This window comes from Desulfosporosinus sp. I2 (assembly GCF_000960765.1).
Lineage (GTDB): Bacteria > Bacillota > Desulfitobacteriia > Desulfitobacteriales > Desulfitobacteriaceae > Desulfosporosinus.
Window position 1 is genome coordinate 20,930 of sequence record NZ_JYNH01000030.1, and the last position, 17,117, is coordinate 38,046.

At 41.5% G+C, this 17,117-nt stretch carries 20 protein-coding genes; 2 read left to right on the plus strand and 18 right to left on the minus strand.

From position 1 onward, the window contains the following. Window positions 1–195: 195 nt before the first annotated feature. Window positions 196–660, minus strand: a complete 465-nt coding sequence (locus tag UF75_RS09385; RefSeq protein WP_045574346.1) for a hypothetical protein — start codon at window positions 658–660, stop codon at window positions 196–198. Window positions 661–836: 176 nt separating this feature from the next. Between UF75_RS09385 and UF75_RS09390 the strand changes: the two genes are divergently transcribed. Continuing rightward, on the plus strand, window positions 837–1,349 hold the full coding sequence (locus UF75_RS09390; protein ID WP_045574347.1) for a hypothetical protein: 513 nt from the start codon (window positions 837–839) through the stop codon (window positions 1,347–1,349). Window positions 1,350–1,372: 23 nt separating this feature from the next. Here the strand turns inward: UF75_RS09390 and UF75_RS09395 are convergent, their stop codons facing one another. The 17 genes from UF75_RS09395 to UF75_RS09475 form a co-directional block, all read right to left on the minus strand. Then, a complete protein-coding gene (locus UF75_RS09395; RefSeq protein WP_156146330.1) occupies window positions 1,373–2,143 on the minus strand; it encodes a pseudouridine synthase in 771 nt (256 codons plus the stop codon). Window positions 2,144–2,181: 38 nt separating this feature from the next. Further along, window positions 2,182–3,615 carry a glycosyltransferase family 39 protein gene (locus UF75_RS09400; protein ID WP_045574349.1) on the minus strand — a complete coding sequence of 478 codons (1,434 nt, stop codon included), beginning with the start codon at window positions 3,613–3,615 and terminating at the stop codon, window positions 2,182–2,184. Next, on the minus strand, window positions 3,600–4,403 hold the full coding sequence (locus UF75_RS09405; protein ID WP_045574350.1) for a glycosyltransferase family 2 protein: 804 nt from the start codon (window positions 4,401–4,403) through the stop codon (window positions 3,600–3,602). Before UF75_RS09405 ends, UF75_RS09400 begins: the two co-directional genes overlap by 16 nt. 48 nt (window positions 4,404–4,451) lie before the next feature. Continuing rightward, a complete protein-coding gene (locus tag UF75_RS09410) occupies window positions 4,452–4,991 on the minus strand; it encodes a spore maturation protein (protein ID WP_045574351.1) in 540 nt (179 codons plus the stop codon). After that, complete coding sequence (locus tag UF75_RS09415) at window positions 4,988–5,566, minus strand: nucleoside recognition domain-containing protein (protein ID WP_045574352.1); 579 nt, start codon at window positions 5,564–5,566, stop codon at window positions 4,988–4,990. Before UF75_RS09415 ends, UF75_RS09410 begins: the two co-directional genes overlap by 4 nt. Window positions 5,567–5,673: 107 nt before the next feature. Beyond that, entirely contained in the window at window positions 5,674–6,108 is a 435-nt protein-coding gene (ytfJ, locus tag UF75_RS09420; protein WP_045574353.1) for a GerW family sporulation protein, read from the minus strand. Window positions 6,109–6,112: 4 nt separating this feature from the next. After that, a complete protein-coding gene (locus UF75_RS09425) occupies window positions 6,113–6,757 on the minus strand; it encodes a DUF2953 domain-containing protein (RefSeq protein WP_052693097.1) in 645 nt (214 codons plus the stop codon). Between the two features lie 152 nt (window positions 6,758–6,909). Beyond that, window positions 6,910–7,509: a DNA-3-methyladenine glycosylase gene (locus UF75_RS09430; RefSeq protein WP_045574355.1), complete on the minus strand. Its 600-nt coding sequence runs from the start codon at window positions 7,507–7,509 to the stop codon at window positions 6,910–6,912. 19 nt (window positions 7,510–7,528) lie between these two features. Continuing rightward, window positions 7,529–8,077, minus strand: coding sequence for an SMC-Scp complex subunit ScpB (gene scpB, locus UF75_RS09435; RefSeq protein WP_045574356.1), 549 nt, complete (start codon window positions 8,075–8,077; stop codon window positions 7,529–7,531). A gap of 5 nt (window positions 8,078–8,082) precedes the next feature. Continuing rightward, on the minus strand, window positions 8,083–8,856 hold the full coding sequence (locus tag UF75_RS09440; RefSeq protein WP_156146332.1) for a segregation/condensation protein A: 774 nt from the start codon (window positions 8,854–8,856) through the stop codon (window positions 8,083–8,085). Next, a complete protein-coding gene (gene trpS / locus UF75_RS09445) occupies window positions 8,856–9,830 on the minus strand; it encodes a tryptophan--tRNA ligase (protein ID WP_045574358.1) in 975 nt (324 codons plus the stop codon). Before trpS ends, UF75_RS09440 begins: the two co-directional genes overlap by 1 nt. 58 nt (window positions 9,831–9,888) lie before the next feature. After that, on the minus strand, window positions 9,889–10,539 hold the full coding sequence (locus tag UF75_RS09450) for a site-2 protease family protein (protein ID WP_242860181.1): 651 nt from the start codon (window positions 10,537–10,539) through the stop codon (window positions 9,889–9,891). Between the two features lie 14 nt (window positions 10,540–10,553). Continuing rightward, entirely contained in the window at window positions 10,554–13,103 is a 2,550-nt protein-coding gene (locus UF75_RS09455; RefSeq protein ID WP_045574359.1) for a CBS domain-containing protein, read from the minus strand. A 252-nt stretch (window positions 13,104–13,355) separates the two neighbouring features. Beyond that, window positions 13,356–14,309 carry a DUF5668 domain-containing protein gene (locus UF75_RS09460; protein WP_045574360.1) on the minus strand — a complete coding sequence of 318 codons (954 nt, stop codon included), beginning with the start codon at window positions 14,307–14,309 and terminating at the stop codon, window positions 13,356–13,358. Continuing rightward, window positions 14,284–14,760, minus strand: a complete 477-nt coding sequence (locus UF75_RS09465) for a PspC domain-containing protein (RefSeq protein WP_045574361.1) — start codon at window positions 14,758–14,760, stop codon at window positions 14,284–14,286. Before UF75_RS09465 ends, UF75_RS09460 begins: the two co-directional genes overlap by 26 nt. A gap of 209 nt (window positions 14,761–14,969) precedes the next feature. After that, entirely contained in the window at window positions 14,970–15,311 is a 342-nt protein-coding gene (locus UF75_RS09470; RefSeq protein WP_045574362.1) for a hypothetical protein, read from the minus strand. Window positions 15,312–15,515: 204 nt separating this feature from the next. Next, window positions 15,516–16,700, minus strand: coding sequence for an LCP family protein (locus tag UF75_RS09475; protein WP_242860182.1), 1,185 nt, complete (start codon window positions 16,698–16,700; stop codon window positions 15,516–15,518). A 233-nt stretch (window positions 16,701–16,933) separates the two neighbouring features. Here UF75_RS09475 and UF75_RS29620 point away from each other — a divergent pair. Beyond that, window positions 16,934–17,117: hypothetical protein (locus UF75_RS29620; protein ID WP_207642475.1), on the plus strand; the 184-nt coding region annotated here is incomplete at its 3' end.

A 17,117-nucleotide genomic window follows, 5' to 3' on the forward strand; every position in this document is an offset into this window, starting at 1 on the left:
CGAATCTTTATACTTGTCAGACCACCTATAGATATACTAATCTAATTTGTACAAACTTTCAATATGTAAATACATTTGTGAAAAGAATAATTAAACTGAAGATTAAAATGATACTAAAAGTGCATCAAATATACCAAATTAGGTATCTTCAATGCACTTAAATTCGTTCTTATAAATTACAGAAATTGAAAATCATTAACGCAAATATCTTTGTTCTAGAATTTTCATCTCTTGCTGAAACGATTGACTTAAACGATAGAGTAATCGCTCCATATCCAAACGATGTAGTGAAACCGTATCAGGGCTAAGGAATTCAATCTTTCGAAACTCAGGCTTAATCAGGAGGGGAAGCAAATCGTCGAGGTTCTCGATTCGAAGGGTTAAAATAATGGGGGCATAGGCAACTTCATGGGTTCGTCTCCCCTCCCCCTCTGTCACAGCATAAACATCAAGACTCAGATCGACATCTTCAATAATGATTCCTTGTAGTGGAACATTACGAAGTAACGCAACCTGCTGTTCACGGATTGTTTCTGCCATGAGCTCTTTACTCTTACCTCCAAAGAAAAATCGCCCACTTTTCGATTCTCCGCGATAATCTACACGAATCCGTACGCGAATGTGTTCAGTTAGAAGCTCATTTCCTATCCGAATCTTCATTATCGGTCTCCCCGTTTCCCAATTTTAATCCATCTAATTATTAAAAGAGTCATTTTTACTATTATTTTGTAAAATTATTCTCCAAAGGTTTGATTTCTCCTGCAAGCCTTGCTTTAGCGATAGAATTTTGGACATACTAAGATAAATTCGGTAATGATTATTTGGGAGGTTATCAAATGATAAAAACAGCTATTGCTATTTTCAAAGGTCCTCAACAGACTAAAGAAGCGGTTGAAGAAATTCAAGAGGAATCTTTAGCTAATAGTAAAATATCCGTGATAGTTCGAAGCGAAAACCTACATCAGGGCGAGTTCCGCGAAGAAATTGCTCATGAATTGGCCTTCTACCCTAGTGAAATCAACTTAGATATATTTAATGCCTGGTTAGTTCAAACTCCGCCCTTTGTTGTTCCTAACCTAGGCGAAGTAGTCGTTGCGGGACCGATGGCTAGTCAACTTATGCACCAACCTCTGAGTCGCGGGCTTGTCGAAGTTTTGCTAAGCTATGGTCTTTCTGAAATTCGAGCCAGACATTATGAACATGAAGTTAGAACAGGACATTGGTTAGTATTGATTCAAACTACCCATGAAAAAATCAATTCCGTTGCAAATACTTTACGTGGCTATGGCGGGCGAGACATAGAGATTTGGAATAAAGAAATTGAGCACCCGCTCCACCCCCATGGTTAAACTATCCAAATTTTAAACTCTGCTCATAGTTTTACACTGGAACGCAATTTTTTGACTTCATCTCCCGTAAGTGAACGGTAAACACCTGGGCGAAGCGCCAGCTCTTGGACTAACGGCCCGAAACGAATCCGTTCAAGTTTGACGACTAAGTACCCGACGGCCTCAAACATCCTTCTTATTTGGCGATTTCGACCCTCATGAATTGTCACTTCCAAAACTTCTAAGGAATCGTTCTTAGACTCTCTATTTGTCCGCTTTAAAAGACCGCTCACGCTTTGAACTTTAGCAGGGGCGGTCTTTCCATCTTCAAGAAGAACTCCTTGACGTAACGTTTCGAGGGCATGAATACCCACGGGACCCTGTACCCAAACTCGGTATGTCTTTTCTATTCCATATGAGGGATGCATCAAACGATGGGCTAATTCCCCATCATTCGTAAGTACTATTAGCCCAGATGTATCATAATCTAACCTACCCACGGGGTAAACTCGCACTGGGATATCTTTCAATAAGTCTACCACTGTAGGTCGCCCTCTGGGATCACTGGCACTCGTTATAACACTAACTGGCTTATTAAGTAAATAATAGTACAAAGTTTCGCCTCGTTTAACCAGACGTCCATCGACTTCGATGTGATCCTGACCCCCGACTTTTATGCCTAAAACTGTAACCGTTTCTCCATTAACCTTGACCCGCCCATCTAGGATTAGCTTTTCGGCATGTCGCCGTGAAGCGACTCCAGCTTGGGCGAGTACTTTTTGCAAACGTTCTCCATCCTCTTGGTCTTGTCCCATAGTCTCACCTTCCATTAACATGATTGATGATCGCTTTCCTATTTTTTCAAGTAGAAGATACCCGGACCAATTTCCGAATAACTCTCCTGGATCTTCCGCCAAAAAGTTTCATTTTGTTGAGTATGAGGCAGTCGAATAAGATAATCAGCAGAAAACTGTTGCAGTCTTCTAATAGAAATTTTATAATCCTGAACGGTTGTTAAGCGAAACCCTACGCGGTTCGCGTAATAAAACGTCATTGGGGGTGAGTCGCTTAACACTAATATACTAGATTCGGGTGTATTGTCCTTGATCCATCTTGCCTGTATGATATAGTCTACATCCCAATCATATTTTGACGACAAATAGGTATAAGAATCCCAGTTAAACACGACAATAAGCACCAAGATAAGCACTCTACCTCGAAGATCTTTGATTCCATCGAGTGCATAAGCACTCAGCAAGGAGATCAAAGGCAGAATTGGCACTAAGTAATAATCAAAGGGGATTCGAATACAAACTATCCCTACATAAAGAGCACTTACTCCAACCCATGCTAAAACCGCCATTCGCACTGGAGAGACAAGAAACTCTAGCTGGCGCCTAGCCTTAGTGAAAGCAGTCGTATGAAAAAATAATAATCGGCACATACCTCCTCCTGCAAGAATAAGTATACTATCAGTAAGTCCTTGACGTATGTTATCACTTAAGAATTTCCAGTCTAAATTACTTGATTCCGCCATATTCCCCGCCAAAATTCCAGATACGAATTGACTTGAAGGAGTTGAATAATAATGTACCCATAAATAGTATACCATAGGAAGAATGAGCACAATTACAACATAACGAATAAGCGGTTTTACTAACTTTGGTTTAAGCGGCCAAAAGCCCAACAGAAGAGCAACTGGAAACAACATAAGTTGGGGAAGCTTGGCAAGGATCGCACCTGCCATTAATAGACCTGCTTTCCAACTTCCACTCTCCTCTTGAGTACTTCTCCACTTATAAATTGAAACTAAGGCCCATATACTCCAGGTTTGGGCCATCGGTTCAGGCATAACAACACGTCCATAATAAATAGATATAGGCATTAAGGCATATATCGCTGCAGCAAAAAGCCCTACTCGAACTGTAAACAGATCTCTCCCTAAGGTGTAAATTCCGGCAATTGTAAGCATAGACAGGACAACTGACCAAAGCCGTCCCCATATATCTGCCCAACCAAAAAAGGTCCAGGTCCAAGCCAAAAGGTAGGGCAAAAACGGAAACTCTAATTCTACTCTTTGTGGAATTACTCCATCATAATTGAGTAGCGGGAAAAAAACATTGGGTAGATCGGTTAAACGTCCCAGCATATGAGTCGCCATACTGGCAGTATCGGCTTGCCGCCAAGCTTGATCGTCTAATAGTGGGTTTGTAATTCCCCGAAGCCGGAGTCCTAAAGCCAGTAGAAGTATTAATAACAACGACCATCGTCTTATTCCTCTGCCCATTCAACTGTGCTCCATTTATGGCGCTTCACTTGATATATCAGTTGCACATATCCCCAAATTGTTTGCCATATTTTCATCTTACTAGCACCTTTTTTTAGTTCATAATGAAGTTTAAGGGGGATTTCGGTCACGCACTCTGCAAAGGGTGCAACTTTTAGAAGTAATTCCACCATTCCAGAAAAATTGCGACTTTTTATAATTTCTGGACCATATTGTCGAGTTCCTTCGGCCAATAAGGCCAGACGATAAGCTCTGTAACCACAAGAATAATCTCTAACCCCTTTAATTGGGGCAAAATAATGCATCACTCTACCTGCACCCCAAGATAATCCCCTACGCCCTAAGGAAAGTCCATTCTGTTCCCCACCTGAAACATAACGAGAGGCAATCACAAGGTCAGCCCCTGAACATATTGCTTCATAAAGCTTTGGAATACAATCCACCGGCTGGGTATTATCAGCATCCATCGTTATAACCATGTCGGGAGCTTGCTGATGCTTGATAACCTGGTCTTCCCATAGAGTATCATAGTATTTGTTAAAGTTTAAAACAAACTGGAAACCGCTATTCAAGGCTGCACCTAATCCTTGATTTTGAGTGTGACTAACTTTATGTATATTTGGATGCGTTTGTGCAAACTTCTGGACTACATCTGCTGTATGATCTGTGCTCCCATCATCGACTATCACAGTCTGGTGGGGAATCGGGGCACAAATCTGTTCAATATCTTTGAGTAAAGACGGAAGCGCTTGATCTTCATTATAGGCAGGTAAAAGAATATAAAGCATATAACAATGCCCCCTTTCGGTTCATCGTTAGTATGCACAAAGTTTGGATCAATAAAACGTCTTATGAACAATCCAAACAGAAGCTATTAAACCAATAACATCGGCAAGTAATCCTAATTTAAGAGCGTAACGATACTTTTTGATGCCTACTGAACCAAAATACACCGTTAGCACAAAGAACGTCGTGTCCGTACTCCCCTGAAGAGTAGATGCTAAACGACCAATGAAGGAATCTGGCCCATGTTGATTTATAAGCTGTGTCGCTACCCCTAAAGCGCCTGAACCACTGAGGGGACGCATAATAGCAAGAGGAATGATATCTGCAAAATTAGGGTCCAAACCCAAAGACATAAAAAGGGGCTGTAGCCAGCGCGACACTATCACCAGTGCACCAGAGTCTACAAAAACTCTAATTGACACTAGCATCCCTATCAAAAAAGGAAGAATTTTAACCCCAGTTTTAAACCCATCTTCCGCTCCTGCAACAAAGGATTCATAGACAGGAACCTTGCGCAGATAGGCCAGCACTGGGATGAGTAGCAAAAGTAAAGGTATTGCCCATCGTGAAATTCCGGCAATAACATTCATCGTTTTCTCCTACGAATAAAGTAATCTACAAGAATGGCGACGGTCATGGCACAACCTGTTGCAACAATGGTTGCGCCGATAATCTCGGTTGGATTAGCCGAGTTTGCCTTAAGTCGCACCCCAATAATCGTTGCGGGGATAATTGTTATACAAGACGTATTTAGAGCTAAGAACGTAATCATGGCTGGGCTAGCCACGTCAGGCGTTGGGTTTTCTTTTTGAAGCTCTTGCATAGCCTTCAAGCCAAAAGGGGTTGCCGCATTACCCAACCCAAGAATATTGGCACTTAAATTCATGATGATAGCTCCCAACGCTGGACTATCCGGCTGTAATGAGGGAAATAAGCGCCGAACAGCCGGTCCTAGCATACGAGCAATTCCCCTAATAAAACCGGCTTCCTCAGCCAAACGCAGAAGACCTAACCACAAGCTCATTACCCCAATAAGTTCAATAGCAACCTCTACCCCGAGTTCGGCTGCTTTCATGGCAGAGGCGGTGACATTTTCAATATGTCCGTTGAGCGCAGAGACAATAATCCCAATCGCCAACATTAAAAGCCAGATGAGATTAACCATTTCCCACCCCCTGCCTAAAATGTATGAAAGGGACAAAAAAAAAGAACGAGATTATTCGTTCTTTACTTTCTGTTAATTCATTTTTGCATTTTAAACTATAATCCCCATCAGTCTCGGGCAATGATTATGTCATCCGAGACTTTCTTTTTCTTATGAAACATACCTGTAATTCGATCCAATAAATCAGGAACGGTATCGATCAAACGATCAACTACCACATTGCTATCGACAGGAAGAAGTCGAATATTCCCATTTCCTACGACTAAGAAAGCAACGGGTTGTACCGATACACCAGCTCCAGCACCCCCTCCAAAAGGAAGTTGAGGCGCTTGCCCTCCTGTATGAACATGCTCTTTGCCTTCCTCTAGTGAGGCAAACTCACTCCCGCCTGCTGCAAAACCACAAGACACCCGTGAAATAGGAATAATTACAGACCCATCTGGAGCTTCTACTGCATCTCCAACTATGGTGTTAACATCCACAATCTGTTGGATACTCTCCATGGCTGTCTTCATTAAGGATTCGATAGGATGATTTCCCATGCGTCTACCCCCTTCTACCCCATATAAACGTTCTCAGTACATTTATTCCAATAAAAATAATATGACCGATTCTCAAATGGAATATGCATTGAATATCGCAAAAGAAACCTTCTTTCTTAAACTGAGGAATAACACTTAACTCTGGATTAGAGACCTCGACGGTCACTTGTCGATAAAGGCGGGAAAGAGCAAATCCAATCATGGTCCAAAACGCCCCGGCGGCAATTGCTGTATGTTGAGCATCCTTATAGCCAATTTCAATGCGCCAATTAATCGCTTTACAATGGATTCCTCGATAAAATTCACTTCTCAAGCGGCTTAAATGATGCAATAGCCTGGGTATTTTAGGCCATAGACGTAATATCAGACCACGACGGATATAGCGAAATCGTGCTTTTCCGGTAGCCTGACGTTTTCCTTCTTTTGTCTCAGTAACCTGTTCGTATTGGAGCTGGGGACCTTTTTCCCATTCTAATTGAAGGGTTGGTATTTGATATTGAATATGCCATAAACCATGAAATGCCCGCAAATGGATATCAATATTATCGTTTTCTTCACTACGTCGATATCGAAAATCTATTTCTGTTTTTAAGGTTAAACTAAGCAATGTTAGAATAGCCATAGCAAGCAAGAATGCTAAAACCCGCACCAAAACCCCTCCGTACTCCATACCCTCGTCAAGGGGACTGTCCCTAATTAGGTATCATGTACGATTTGATTAAAATTTATTCAATTAGCAAGCTGAAATAGCTAAAACTAGTCTAGCTACAGTAAAGGAAGGCATGGCATTTCTCAACTCCGTCACTTTACCGAAAGCGCCCATAAGTACAAGGAGGCAACAGAGCCATAAGGCGAATATCTTTTTCTATACATCTCAAACTTTTGTTTGGGAAGTTCTTTGAGACTATATAAATTCATCATTCCTCTACAGATTGCCAAATCCTTGTAACTAACCACATTAGGACGACAGAGTGAAAAAATAAGCAGCATCTCCGCAGTCCAGACACCCACACCATGTAGGGCGGAGAGCTTTCTTATAATTTCATCGTCAGTCAGAGTATGTAGACTGTTAAAATCCATCTCCGAGGTTGCTTTATCAGCGATACCCTTGATATAGCCAGCCTTTCTCTCAGACATGCCGCAGCCTTTTATTTCAAAGAGGGTTGCTTGGGCTATACTTTCTGGTGTAATAGTTCCAAGCCGCTGTAATAGCCTGTTCCAGACCGTTTCAGCGGCTTTATTAGAAATCTGCTGACTGACAATACTTGATATAAGTGCAGTAAACGGATCAGGCGTAATCTCCCGTTTAATAATACCTATCTGTTCAATTGCCACACCCAGTTTTTTATCTCTTCGTTTTAAGTAGTCTAATTCCTTTTGTCCGTATTCGAAAATAGGCATAACTTCTAACCCCCGACCTCTACTCTAACGCACTAGCCACTTCATCAGAACTAAGCTCCTCGATTTCCAAGTTGGGCAGATCAGCTAAGGAACGCAAGCCAAAATGGAGAAGGAACTGTTCAGTCGTTCCATAGAGAATAGGACGTCCTGGGCCGTCCTTGCGACCAACTTCCTTCACTAATCCCTTATCCACTAAGGTAGTCAGAGCGCGATCGGATTGGACTCCTCTGATAAAATCAACTTCTCCTCTTGTTACTGGTTGCTTATACGCGATGATCGAGAGAACTTCTAGCGCTGCATTGGAGAGCACTTGAACAGGTTGTTTATAGAGAATCTCAATGTAACGGGCCAACTCGGGCTTAGTGCCCAATTTGTATCCTCCGTTAATTTCTAAGAGTATTAACCCACAGGAGTTAGGAAGATAACGGTCACGAAGCTCATAGATGAGTTCTTCAATCTTTGCTGGAGCTAATTCAAGAATCTCTCCGAGCTGTTCACAGGTTAGCGGACTCTTGGCAACAAATAAAAGGGCTTCTAAGGCCGCCGTCTCCGGCTCCCGAAACAGCATTCCATCTACTCCTCTTCCGTGAATTCATAAGCTTTGGCCGTTGGAAATAACATAATACTACCCAGAAGGGAAGGTTGTTCAGCGCGGACTTTTCCAGACTTCAACAGTTCTAGTAAGGCAAGAAATGAGACAACCATTTCCATGCGTGATCCTTCTCGTATAAGCTGGTAAAAGTGCATTCCCTTCGGATGCAGTATAACTCGCCGCAAAACATCCGCAAGCACCCTCTCAATCGAGATCTCATCTGGCTTAACATGTCGGATTTCTTCCCCTTTTTCTGCACGTTCAATGACTCTACAAAACGCTTGCCAAAGATCATCAAACACAATCCCCTTGAGTGGATCCTCTGGTGGTACTTCCGAGAGTAAATCTTCAACATCAACTTCACGATAATAGGATCGCCCTGAGGAAGTTTCTATCCTCTCAAATAATTGGGCTGCCTGCTTGAACGTCCGATAGGCTAATAAGCGCTCAACCAATTCTTGACGAAGATCTTCTTCTCCGACCTCACTCTGTTCCATCTTTGGAGGTTTAGGTAAAAGCTCCCTTGACTTAATATAAAGCAACTGAGCAGCAAGAACTAGAAATTCTGTCGTAACTTCCATATCCATAGACCCTAATTGACGTACCGCTTCCACAAACTGATCGGCGATTCGAGCAATAGGTATATCATAAATATCGACTTTTTCTTGTTGTATAAGAGTTAACAATAAATCAAGGGGTCCCTGAAAAGCAGGAAGTTTCACCTGTGGAACAGTTATTTCACGTTCCTTTAACATTATAGTCCCATAACACATCGGACTTCTTTCATGGTTTCCGAGGTTGTGGCTCGGGCCCGCTCGGCCCCTTCTTCCAGAACTTTCTCCACTCTACCGGGTTCCTCCCAATAAGTACGCCTATCTCTAAATGGACTTATTAGTTTTTCCAAATTCTCCGCAAGATGCCGTTTACAAGCAACACAACCCACTTTTCCCGCCCGGCAACTTTCTTCAACTTCGGTTACTTCCGGGGTGTAGATTTGATGAAACTTATGCACAATACAGACTTCAGGATGCCCAGGGTCATCCTTTCGAAGCCGAGCAGGATCCGTCACCATTTGTTGAACACGAGTCTTGATTTCCTCAGTTGAAGCTGTCAGCGAGATAGCATTATGGTAACTTTTACTCATTTTCCGTCCATCAACGCCTGGCAATAAGGGTACTTTCCCTAGCAGATCTTTAGGTTCAGGAAATACCATTCCGTAAAGATGATTGAATCGACGAGCAACTTCCCGACAAAGCTCTACATGCGGAATCTGATCTTCCCCTACCGGCACCACAGTTGCTTTATAGGCCAAAATATCAGCTGCCATTAAGAGGGGATACCCTAAAAATCCATAAGTGCCTAGTTCTTTCCCCTGTTGACTTAATTGTAGGATTTGATCTTTGTAGGTTGGAACACGTTCCAACCAAGATAATGGCGTAAACATAGAAAAAAGCAGATGAAGTTCTGCATGCTCTTTGACAGCCGATTGAACAAACACGGCACTTTTCTGAGGATCAATACCCACACTCAGCCAATCTAAGGCTATGTCTCGCCGGAGACGTGGAAAGTCTAAATGATCTTCATACCCAGTTGTTAAAGCATGTAAATCGACAATGGAAAAATAACAGTCATAATCTTCTTGTAAAGCCACCCAGTTCTGAATAACACTCAAATGTCCTATATGCAATGCCCCTGTAGGTCGCATTCCACTCAATATTCTCCCTTTCATCATAACACCCCTTTAATAATATAAGTCTTATTATAATTATTTACAAATTTAACCATTTTCACCCAACAAAAGGAGCTAGGATTAAAGTAATGATTTTCTGATAGGCGTAAAATAAACCTATCACGGCGGGTGAAAGTACTTTACCTAAAATATCTGTAAAGAGAATTACAATCAAGATTATCATACCATACTGTTCAATCACTTGTAACCGAGGGGCAAAGCTTCGAGGCAATAATCCCCCGAGAACTGCAAAACCATCGAGTGGAGGGATCGGTAGTAGGTTAAAGATTCCTAAACCTAAATTCATAAGCACGATGGATTGAAATATAAGAGAAATAATGCCACTCCAAGCAGATACTTGAACCCAGTTCATCGTTAAAAACCAAAAAAACATCGCCACGAACGCCATGAGCAAATTCATAACAGGACCTGCCAAAGAAACCAACATTAGACCCCTCTGTTTATCCCCTCTAAAATATTGAGGGTTGGTCATGACTGGCTTAGCCCAGCCGAAACGGAATAAAAGAGCCATTATCGTTCCAAATAGATCTAAATGCACCAATGGATTTAACGTCAAACGCCCTTGACTTCGTGGGGTTGGGTCTCCTAAACGATCTGCGACCCAGGCATGAGCATATTCATGAAAGGCAAAGCCTATCATCAAGGCTGGTATATTGGCGATAATAGTTGATATATCAAAACCAAACAAACGCTTTCCTCCTTCTAACGCTGGGCATTGGCCCACTGCCGAGCTAGTTCCTGTTCTTCTTCTGAAGTTCTAATTCGGCCCTCAAGCCAAGCTGTACGCACTCGATCCAGAATCTCTCCGATCTTCGGTCCCTGCTTTACACCCATTTGGATTAAGAGTTTACCATCAACGGACATATTTATTTTTTGACCAGCCTCAAGACATTCGGAAATTTGTTTCTTATAATGTTCATCCCGCGCTAAGGCGCTGACGACACACTTCGGGGTTTTAGCAAGTACTCTGTCCATCTCGCTTAACGTCATTGAAACCTTTAAAGTTTCGCGTAGACCCATAAAAGCCAGCGTTTCATCCCTAAGAGTTCTGTTAAGGCTTACTCGTTCAAGGACTTTTTCAATATTGGCAGTGTCCATATTGGAAATAGCGATCAACCACCGCATGTTTAGAGACCATTGAGCACTGTTCTCCAGGTCATCTAAGCTAAAGTTCCAGATAAGATCTTCTCCGAACCACGCTTTAAACAAACCGCACTTAATCAAGGTTTGGCCCATGGCTAGATAGTTTACTTCTTTAAAGATTAGCATTAATTCCTCTGTAAAGCGTTCGATACTCAGTTTAACCAGGACTCCCGAATCTATTGCAGTATGAAGCGCTTCGTGGGTCTCTTTAGCTAACGAAAAATTATAACGTTCAGCAAAACGTATAGCCCTCAGCATCCGAGTAGGATCGTCGATGAAACTAATATTATGTAAAAAGCGAATTTTACCTTGTTGCAAATCTCGTTTACCACTATAATAATCCACCAGTTCCCCGAAACGTTCTGCATTTAAGCAAATTGCCATAGAATTTATCGTAAAATCGCGTCGGAAAAGATCATCACGTAAACAAGATTCCTCAACTTGTGGTAGCGCTCCGGGAAAGGAATAATGTTCCCACCTAGTACTTGCTACGTCGAGATGACTCCCATCGGGAAAGATGATTTGAGCTGTTCCGAATTTCACGTGCTGAGTAAGCTTGCCTTCTGGAATTTTTCTCATTAAAGCCTGTGCAAATTGGCCACCGCTACCTTCCACCACAAAATCCAAGTCTTGTGTAGGAACGGAAAGCAGCAAATCCCGAACAAACCCTCCGACAAGATAAACAGAACATTGTTCTTCCTGAGCAGTATCTCGAACTGACTCAAGTATATTTCTAACTTCTTCCGGTAAGTGCTCAATCAAATTCAAAATATCCTGACGCATTGCCACACTTCGTTCACGAACAAGCTGTGTCTCGATCGGAACGGAACCACCATGTACGAGGCGTAATACATCAGACCTAGAAACAATGCCTACGAGATTACCTTCCTCAACAACAGGAAGACGCCCAATGTCATGTTGTACCATCAGACGTTGAACTTCCTCCCACGGCGCTTCAACATCCACCGTTAACACCTTTGTTGTCATAAAACCTTTTACGGGTGCGTGTTGCAGACCGTGTTTAATTGCCTTATCAACATCACGTCTAGAAATAATTCCTACCAATCGCTTATCCACAGTGACAGGAACTCCGGTGTGTCCGTAACGCAATAGATTCTGTTCTACCTCACCAAGTTTTGTCTCCGGGGAAACAGTTTTAACTGGATAACTCATAATATCCCGAACCATATGAGGCCGATTAGCTCGACTCTTAATTGCAGAACGCAATTGTCGAAGGATAACAGGGAGTTCTCCGTCCTTAACTGTAGCTGATGCTGCTCTCTCATGCCCTGCTCCACCGAATAATTGCACCAAACCATTGACTGGTAATCCTCTTCCCCTTGATCTACCCACGATATACACCCGGTTCTCCATCTTGACCAGCACAAACCAAGTATCAGCGCCTTCAAGCTCTCCTACTCGATGAACTAACAAAGCCAACCCGCCAACATAATCCTCTGTCTCAGCATATGAAATATACACTGGTAATCCATCAAAGAATTCCGTCTGGCCCTGATCTAACAATTGTTGTAATAATTCTTTTTGTTCCTCTGCCAGTGGTCGCCTTAAATATTTGGCAATAACTCCCAAGTTAGCCCCTTGTCCTAATAAATAAGCCACAGCGTGAACATCACGAACTGTGGTGCTATCAAACAACAAGCTTCCTGTGTCGTCATAAATTCCGATGGCAATCAACGTTGCTTCAAAACTACTTAAAGGTAACCCAAGTCCTGCTAACTTTTCAACAAGAAGAGTTGCACAAGCTCCAACAGGTTCAATGACCATTCCTGGTTTGAGTTTTCCGGCATAGGGATGATGATCATAGATTTCCAGCTCAACCGTATGGTTTTTAGCGACCTTCTCGCCCAGCTGTCCTGCACGATGTAGTTCATGAGTATCTACTAGAATGACTCGAGAAACCTCGTCGACGCTGATATCTTGTGCTTTGCGAAATCGCAATTGATCCCTGGATAGTGCCAAAAAATCCTGAACGTAGACGTTTGGCTTCCCGTCCATAACCAGTTCGCTGTTTGGATAAATTTTTTGAGCTGCCACCATTGAAGCCAAGGCATCAAAATCAAGTTGTCGATGTGCCAGTATGATATCCATGTTACATCCTCAAATTCTTTATATATTGCTCTTGAATTATACCATCATCTGCCTGTTCTCATCAACTTCAAAGAGATGGGGTATCAAAACCTGGAAGCACGGTTAATAAAGAAAACTTGGCTGGCGCCAAGCCTTGCGAAGGCGGCCGCCTTAGTTGCCCTTATGCTTCCAGAAAGTATATAACGAAGTTATACTTTCTGACTAGTACAAAAAAGAAGAGCTCTAAGACTCTCCTTCTAAAGGAATACAGACCTATTGAATACTCAATTTAGGCCTTTCTAGTCGAACTGTACCAGCCGCTGTCGAAATTTCTAAATCTATTTTAGTTTTAGCATCAGAATAATTCGAGCTAATCCACTTCTTATCTTCTAACAACAATCCTGAACCCATAAAATCCGTACTAGTTGCCACTCCATTTAAACGAATTTGTAAACCAACGCTTTCGGGAACCACTAACGTTAATTTTGAAGCACCACTGTCAATCTTACCTTGTGTGGCAATTCCAGTCTCACCGAATTGAAGTTCAAAGTTACTAGCACCTGTACTAATCTTTAGATTATCCACCATGAGCCGACCTAAATCAATCATCCCGTTGATTGCGCCAGCGTTAATATCTAAGTCATAGTGTATTTTAGGGGAAAGATTTAGAGCGATATCACTCAAATTACGCTCTCCTTTGCCACCTGGGGAAGAAAGAGTAGCAGTGAGAGTATCTCCCGACTGCTTAATCTGAACAACTGAGGTTCGAGGGTCTGGATTTAAACTCCGACTTGCCCATTTATAGGTCCCAGTCATAAGTTGTCCTCCATTACTCCCGGAATCCAAATCCTTCACTTGAACTTGGGCTCCACCCAGTTTAAGGTTAACTTGCGCTTTTTTTACATCGGTGGGCAATGGTACATCTATGCCCCCCGTTCCATCTGAAACACTATTAAAAGAGTGATACCTGGGTATAGGTCCAGGTTTATCTCCAACTGCTAAAGAGTACCCGACCATACTTAGAAGGAAGATTAATAAAACAGCACTGAGCGGAATTTGGCGATTAAAAAACAACCCAATTCCTGTTAAGATAAGAATTAATGGCCATAAGTCAATGACATGTGCCCATAAACTCCATGATAATACTCCGTAGTTAAGCATGAAAAAGATAAACCCTAAGACAATCAGGAGCAGTCCTCGACTAACCGAAGTAAAGGCTCTTTTCATTTTCTCCCCCCCGCAAAATAATGGCAAGTCCTATGAAAATGAGAAGTAAAGGCCACATCTTGCTCATATCAAACCATACCGGAAACCAACGCTCAAGTAGAAAAAAAGCCCCAAGGACCACCAAAATACCACCCGCCATTTTTGTGCGGTTCTCATGATTATCGTGTTTACTAAAATCAATGGCAGTCTCTTCTCCATCAGAGACGACTTGTTGGTCCACATCTCCAACCTCACGCTTTGGGTTCACCGAATACCCGAATTGTTCAGTGGGATTAACCGGAATAATGACCCATGCCGCCAGATATGCGACAAAGCCAACGCCTCCTGCGAACAAAGCTACTAACGCGATAAGCCGCACTAAGGTAACATCGACACGGAAATAATCGGCAAGCCCTCCACAAACCCCCCCGATCATCTTGTCTCGTACAGAACGGTATACTCTTTCAGTCATGCTCATTTCCTCCCACAATTTTCGCTTTTGTTTTTGTCTACACTCTTAATACGATTGAGTATGCTATTTTGTTTCAGCTAAATGTTCTTGCGACCTTTTAAATATAAAATTAACATGAAGAGAAACCCCAAACCGTAAACGGCTTGAGGTTTCTTAAAAACGATTATCAATTAATACCTTGTAAAAGCGATCTGATTTTACAACAGAACCTAGATAACTGCATTAATCTCTTCAGTCGCTTGTTCAATCTCTTCAGCAGACATCCCATCTTTACCTAAATTAAACTTGATGGCATCAGCCCAGAATGCACATTTTGCGCTTATTTTCTTAAATGTTTTAGCATTCACTTTACTTGCTTTTGCTCTAGCATCTGCATTCGATTGAACGATCGAACAAATATAGAGTGCTTTTACGCGAGCGTCCTTATCAAGATCATTAAAGGTTTGGTTAAGTTCTGAAATGAGTGTACGATAATAATCCGAAAACTCTTCAAAAGGAATTTCAGTTTCCATGTTCAAGTATTCTTTTAATTTCTCTAATAGCTTTTCCAATGTCCACCCTCCAAAAAATTACCCTCAAAGTACTAAATCTCATATAGTATACAACCGATTATCTAAAATGACAAGTAACACTCGTTTTAGTATAATCGGATGTATACATGAAATCGATCGACTTAGATATTTTTTAGATTGCTGGAAAGGATCCGACTACAAATGATTCAAGCTGCAATCTTTGATTTTAGATGAACTTATTTCTTAAGGCGTACTTTCCAAGACCTCCCCTTTCGCGCCATTATTAAAGAATACCGAAGTCGTCTTCCCCTCTTCTAAAAGTCGTCTAACAACTACCTTCGACTTCTGAGGGTTAACTTTCCAATAGCTAACATCATTTTCAATGAGAAAATTACCTGGTAGAGTTTGAGAAATAAGATCTAATTTCTCAAAACTAAGTAAGAGATTTGCCAGTGACCATAGTTGTCCGACTGAAAGGTCTGTTTCAACGGATTTATTCATTTGCTTAATCAAGGAGGGTATTTTCGGAACTGTTTTCAATTGTAGAAATTCCTTTACCATAGCCTTGATAACAGCCTGTTGACGAGTTGTCCTTGATATATCTCCTAAAGCATCTTGGCGAAATCTAGCATATTGTAAAGCTTGTGTTCCATTTAAACGTTGCGTCCCCTTATGAAGATTGATAATCCCATCTTTTTCATCCCCTGTAACATAATACATATCTTTCTCTACCATTAGATTTATACCCCCTAGGATATCAATGATTGTCTTAAATCCAGAAAAGTTTGTTAGGACATACCCATCGATTTTCTGGCCTGTTAACCCTTCAACCAAGACTTCTGTTGTTTTAAGACCTTTCCCTAAGCGTGCTGCAGCATTGATTTTTTCCCTTCCATAGCCTAGAATCGTAACTTGAGTATCTCTCGGTATAGAAAGAAGGGTAACCTGACCGATGATTGTATTGATACTGGCCATTAAAAGTGTGTCTGTGTTACCGATTGATTTCTCCCCAATTCTTCGATCTAAACCCACTACAAGTACCGTGAAATGGTTTTTATCAAAGGGAGCCAACGAACTCTTTGAAGAACCTTCTGAAGGTTTTTCAAAGAGTTCTTCTGGGGATTGGTCTGGGGATTTTTCTATCTCATCAATTGGCTCGTTATTCTCAAAATTTGTTTGTATCGGAACCTCTACATTCCTAAGTTTCTGATCTACTCCTTCAGTTACACTAGTGATGGATTTGTTTTCCTTCCCTATAACCTGCCCCACAATAAGAACACCCATAACCAAACTGACCCCTATAAAAAAGCCTATAAATAAACTCTTTTTATAGGCTTTAAAGACCCGGGAAATTGCCAGCTTCCAACGTTTTTTTCCGTTCATCCGAGTCCACTCCATTTCTAACGTCTTTTCTTTAGCATCAAACAATCCCCCCTAAAATATTCTGCCAAAATTTAATAATATAAAGAAAAAAGTCTCCATTCTTGGAGGCTTCATACTAGTTCTCAAACTGAATTCCTATGAAAATATTTGACTTAGCTTATAATACGGTTAGCATTATGGGGAAATATACATATAATGTAAAAATTATCTCTTAAACTTTTTTGATTAAGTCGTAAACTTTTATTTGATTAGATCCACAAAAAAAGGGGGGATAATCCTTGAATCATGGATATTCCCGAGCATACACTCCTGTATTGAGAAATCCTAACCTTTTTCATCAAAACACTATACGTTCTTCGCCAAGAAATTATCCTACTAAATATGCCCCGATTCCCTCAGAAGCCATCAATTTTTATCAATACCCTTCGTCCTATGCACCACAATTTCCAAACAACGTTCCAT

Coding starts and splice junctions, on each gene's coding strand:
- UF75_RS09385 (WP_045574346.1), bottom strand. CDS start 660: ATGAAGATTCGGATAGGAAATGAGCTTCTAACTGAACACATTCGCGTA.
- UF75_RS09390 (WP_045574347.1), top strand. CDS start 837: ATGATAAAAACAGCTATTGCTATTTTCAAAGGTCCTCAACAGACTAAA.
- UF75_RS09395 (WP_156146330.1), bottom strand. CDS start 2,143: ATGGGACAAGACCAAGAGGATGGAGAACGTTTGCAAAAAGTACTCGCC.
- UF75_RS09400 (WP_045574349.1), bottom strand. CDS start 3,615: ATGGGCAGAGGAATAAGACGATGGTCGTTGTTATTAATACTTCTACTG.
- UF75_RS09405 (WP_045574350.1), bottom strand. CDS start 4,403: ATGCTTTATATTCTTTTACCTGCCTATAATGAAGATCAAGCGCTTCCG.
- UF75_RS09410 (WP_045574351.1), bottom strand. CDS start 4,991: ATGAATGTTATTGCCGGAATTTCACGATGGGCAATACCTTTACTTTTG.
- UF75_RS09415 (WP_045574352.1), bottom strand. CDS start 5,566: ATGGTTAATCTCATCTGGCTTTTAATGTTGGCGATTGGGATTATTGTC.
- ytfJ (WP_045574353.1), bottom strand. CDS start 6,108: ATGGGAAATCATCCTATCGAATCCTTAATGAAGACAGCCATGGAGAGT.
- UF75_RS09430 (WP_045574355.1), bottom strand. CDS start 7,509: ATGCCTATTTTCGAATACGGACAAAAGGAATTAGACTACTTAAAACGA.
- scpB (WP_045574356.1), bottom strand. CDS start 8,077: ATGCTGTTTCGGGAGCCGGAGACGGCGGCCTTAGAAGCCCTTTTATTT.
- UF75_RS09440 (WP_156146332.1), bottom strand. CDS start 8,856: ATGTTAAAGGAACGTGAAATAACTGTTCCACAGGTGAAACTTCCTGCT.
- trpS (WP_045574358.1), bottom strand. CDS start 9,830: ATGAAAGGGAGAATATTGAGTGGAATGCGACCTACAGGGGCATTGCAT.
- UF75_RS09455 (WP_045574359.1), bottom strand. CDS start 13,103: ATGGATATCATACTGGCACATCGACAACTTGATTTTGATGCCTTGGCT.
- UF75_RS09460 (WP_045574360.1), bottom strand. CDS start 14,309: ATGAAAAGAGCCTTTACTTCGGTTAGTCGAGGACTGCTCCTGATTGTC.
- UF75_RS09465 (WP_045574361.1), bottom strand. CDS start 14,760: ATGACTGAAAGAGTATACCGTTCTGTACGAGACAAGATGATCGGGGGG.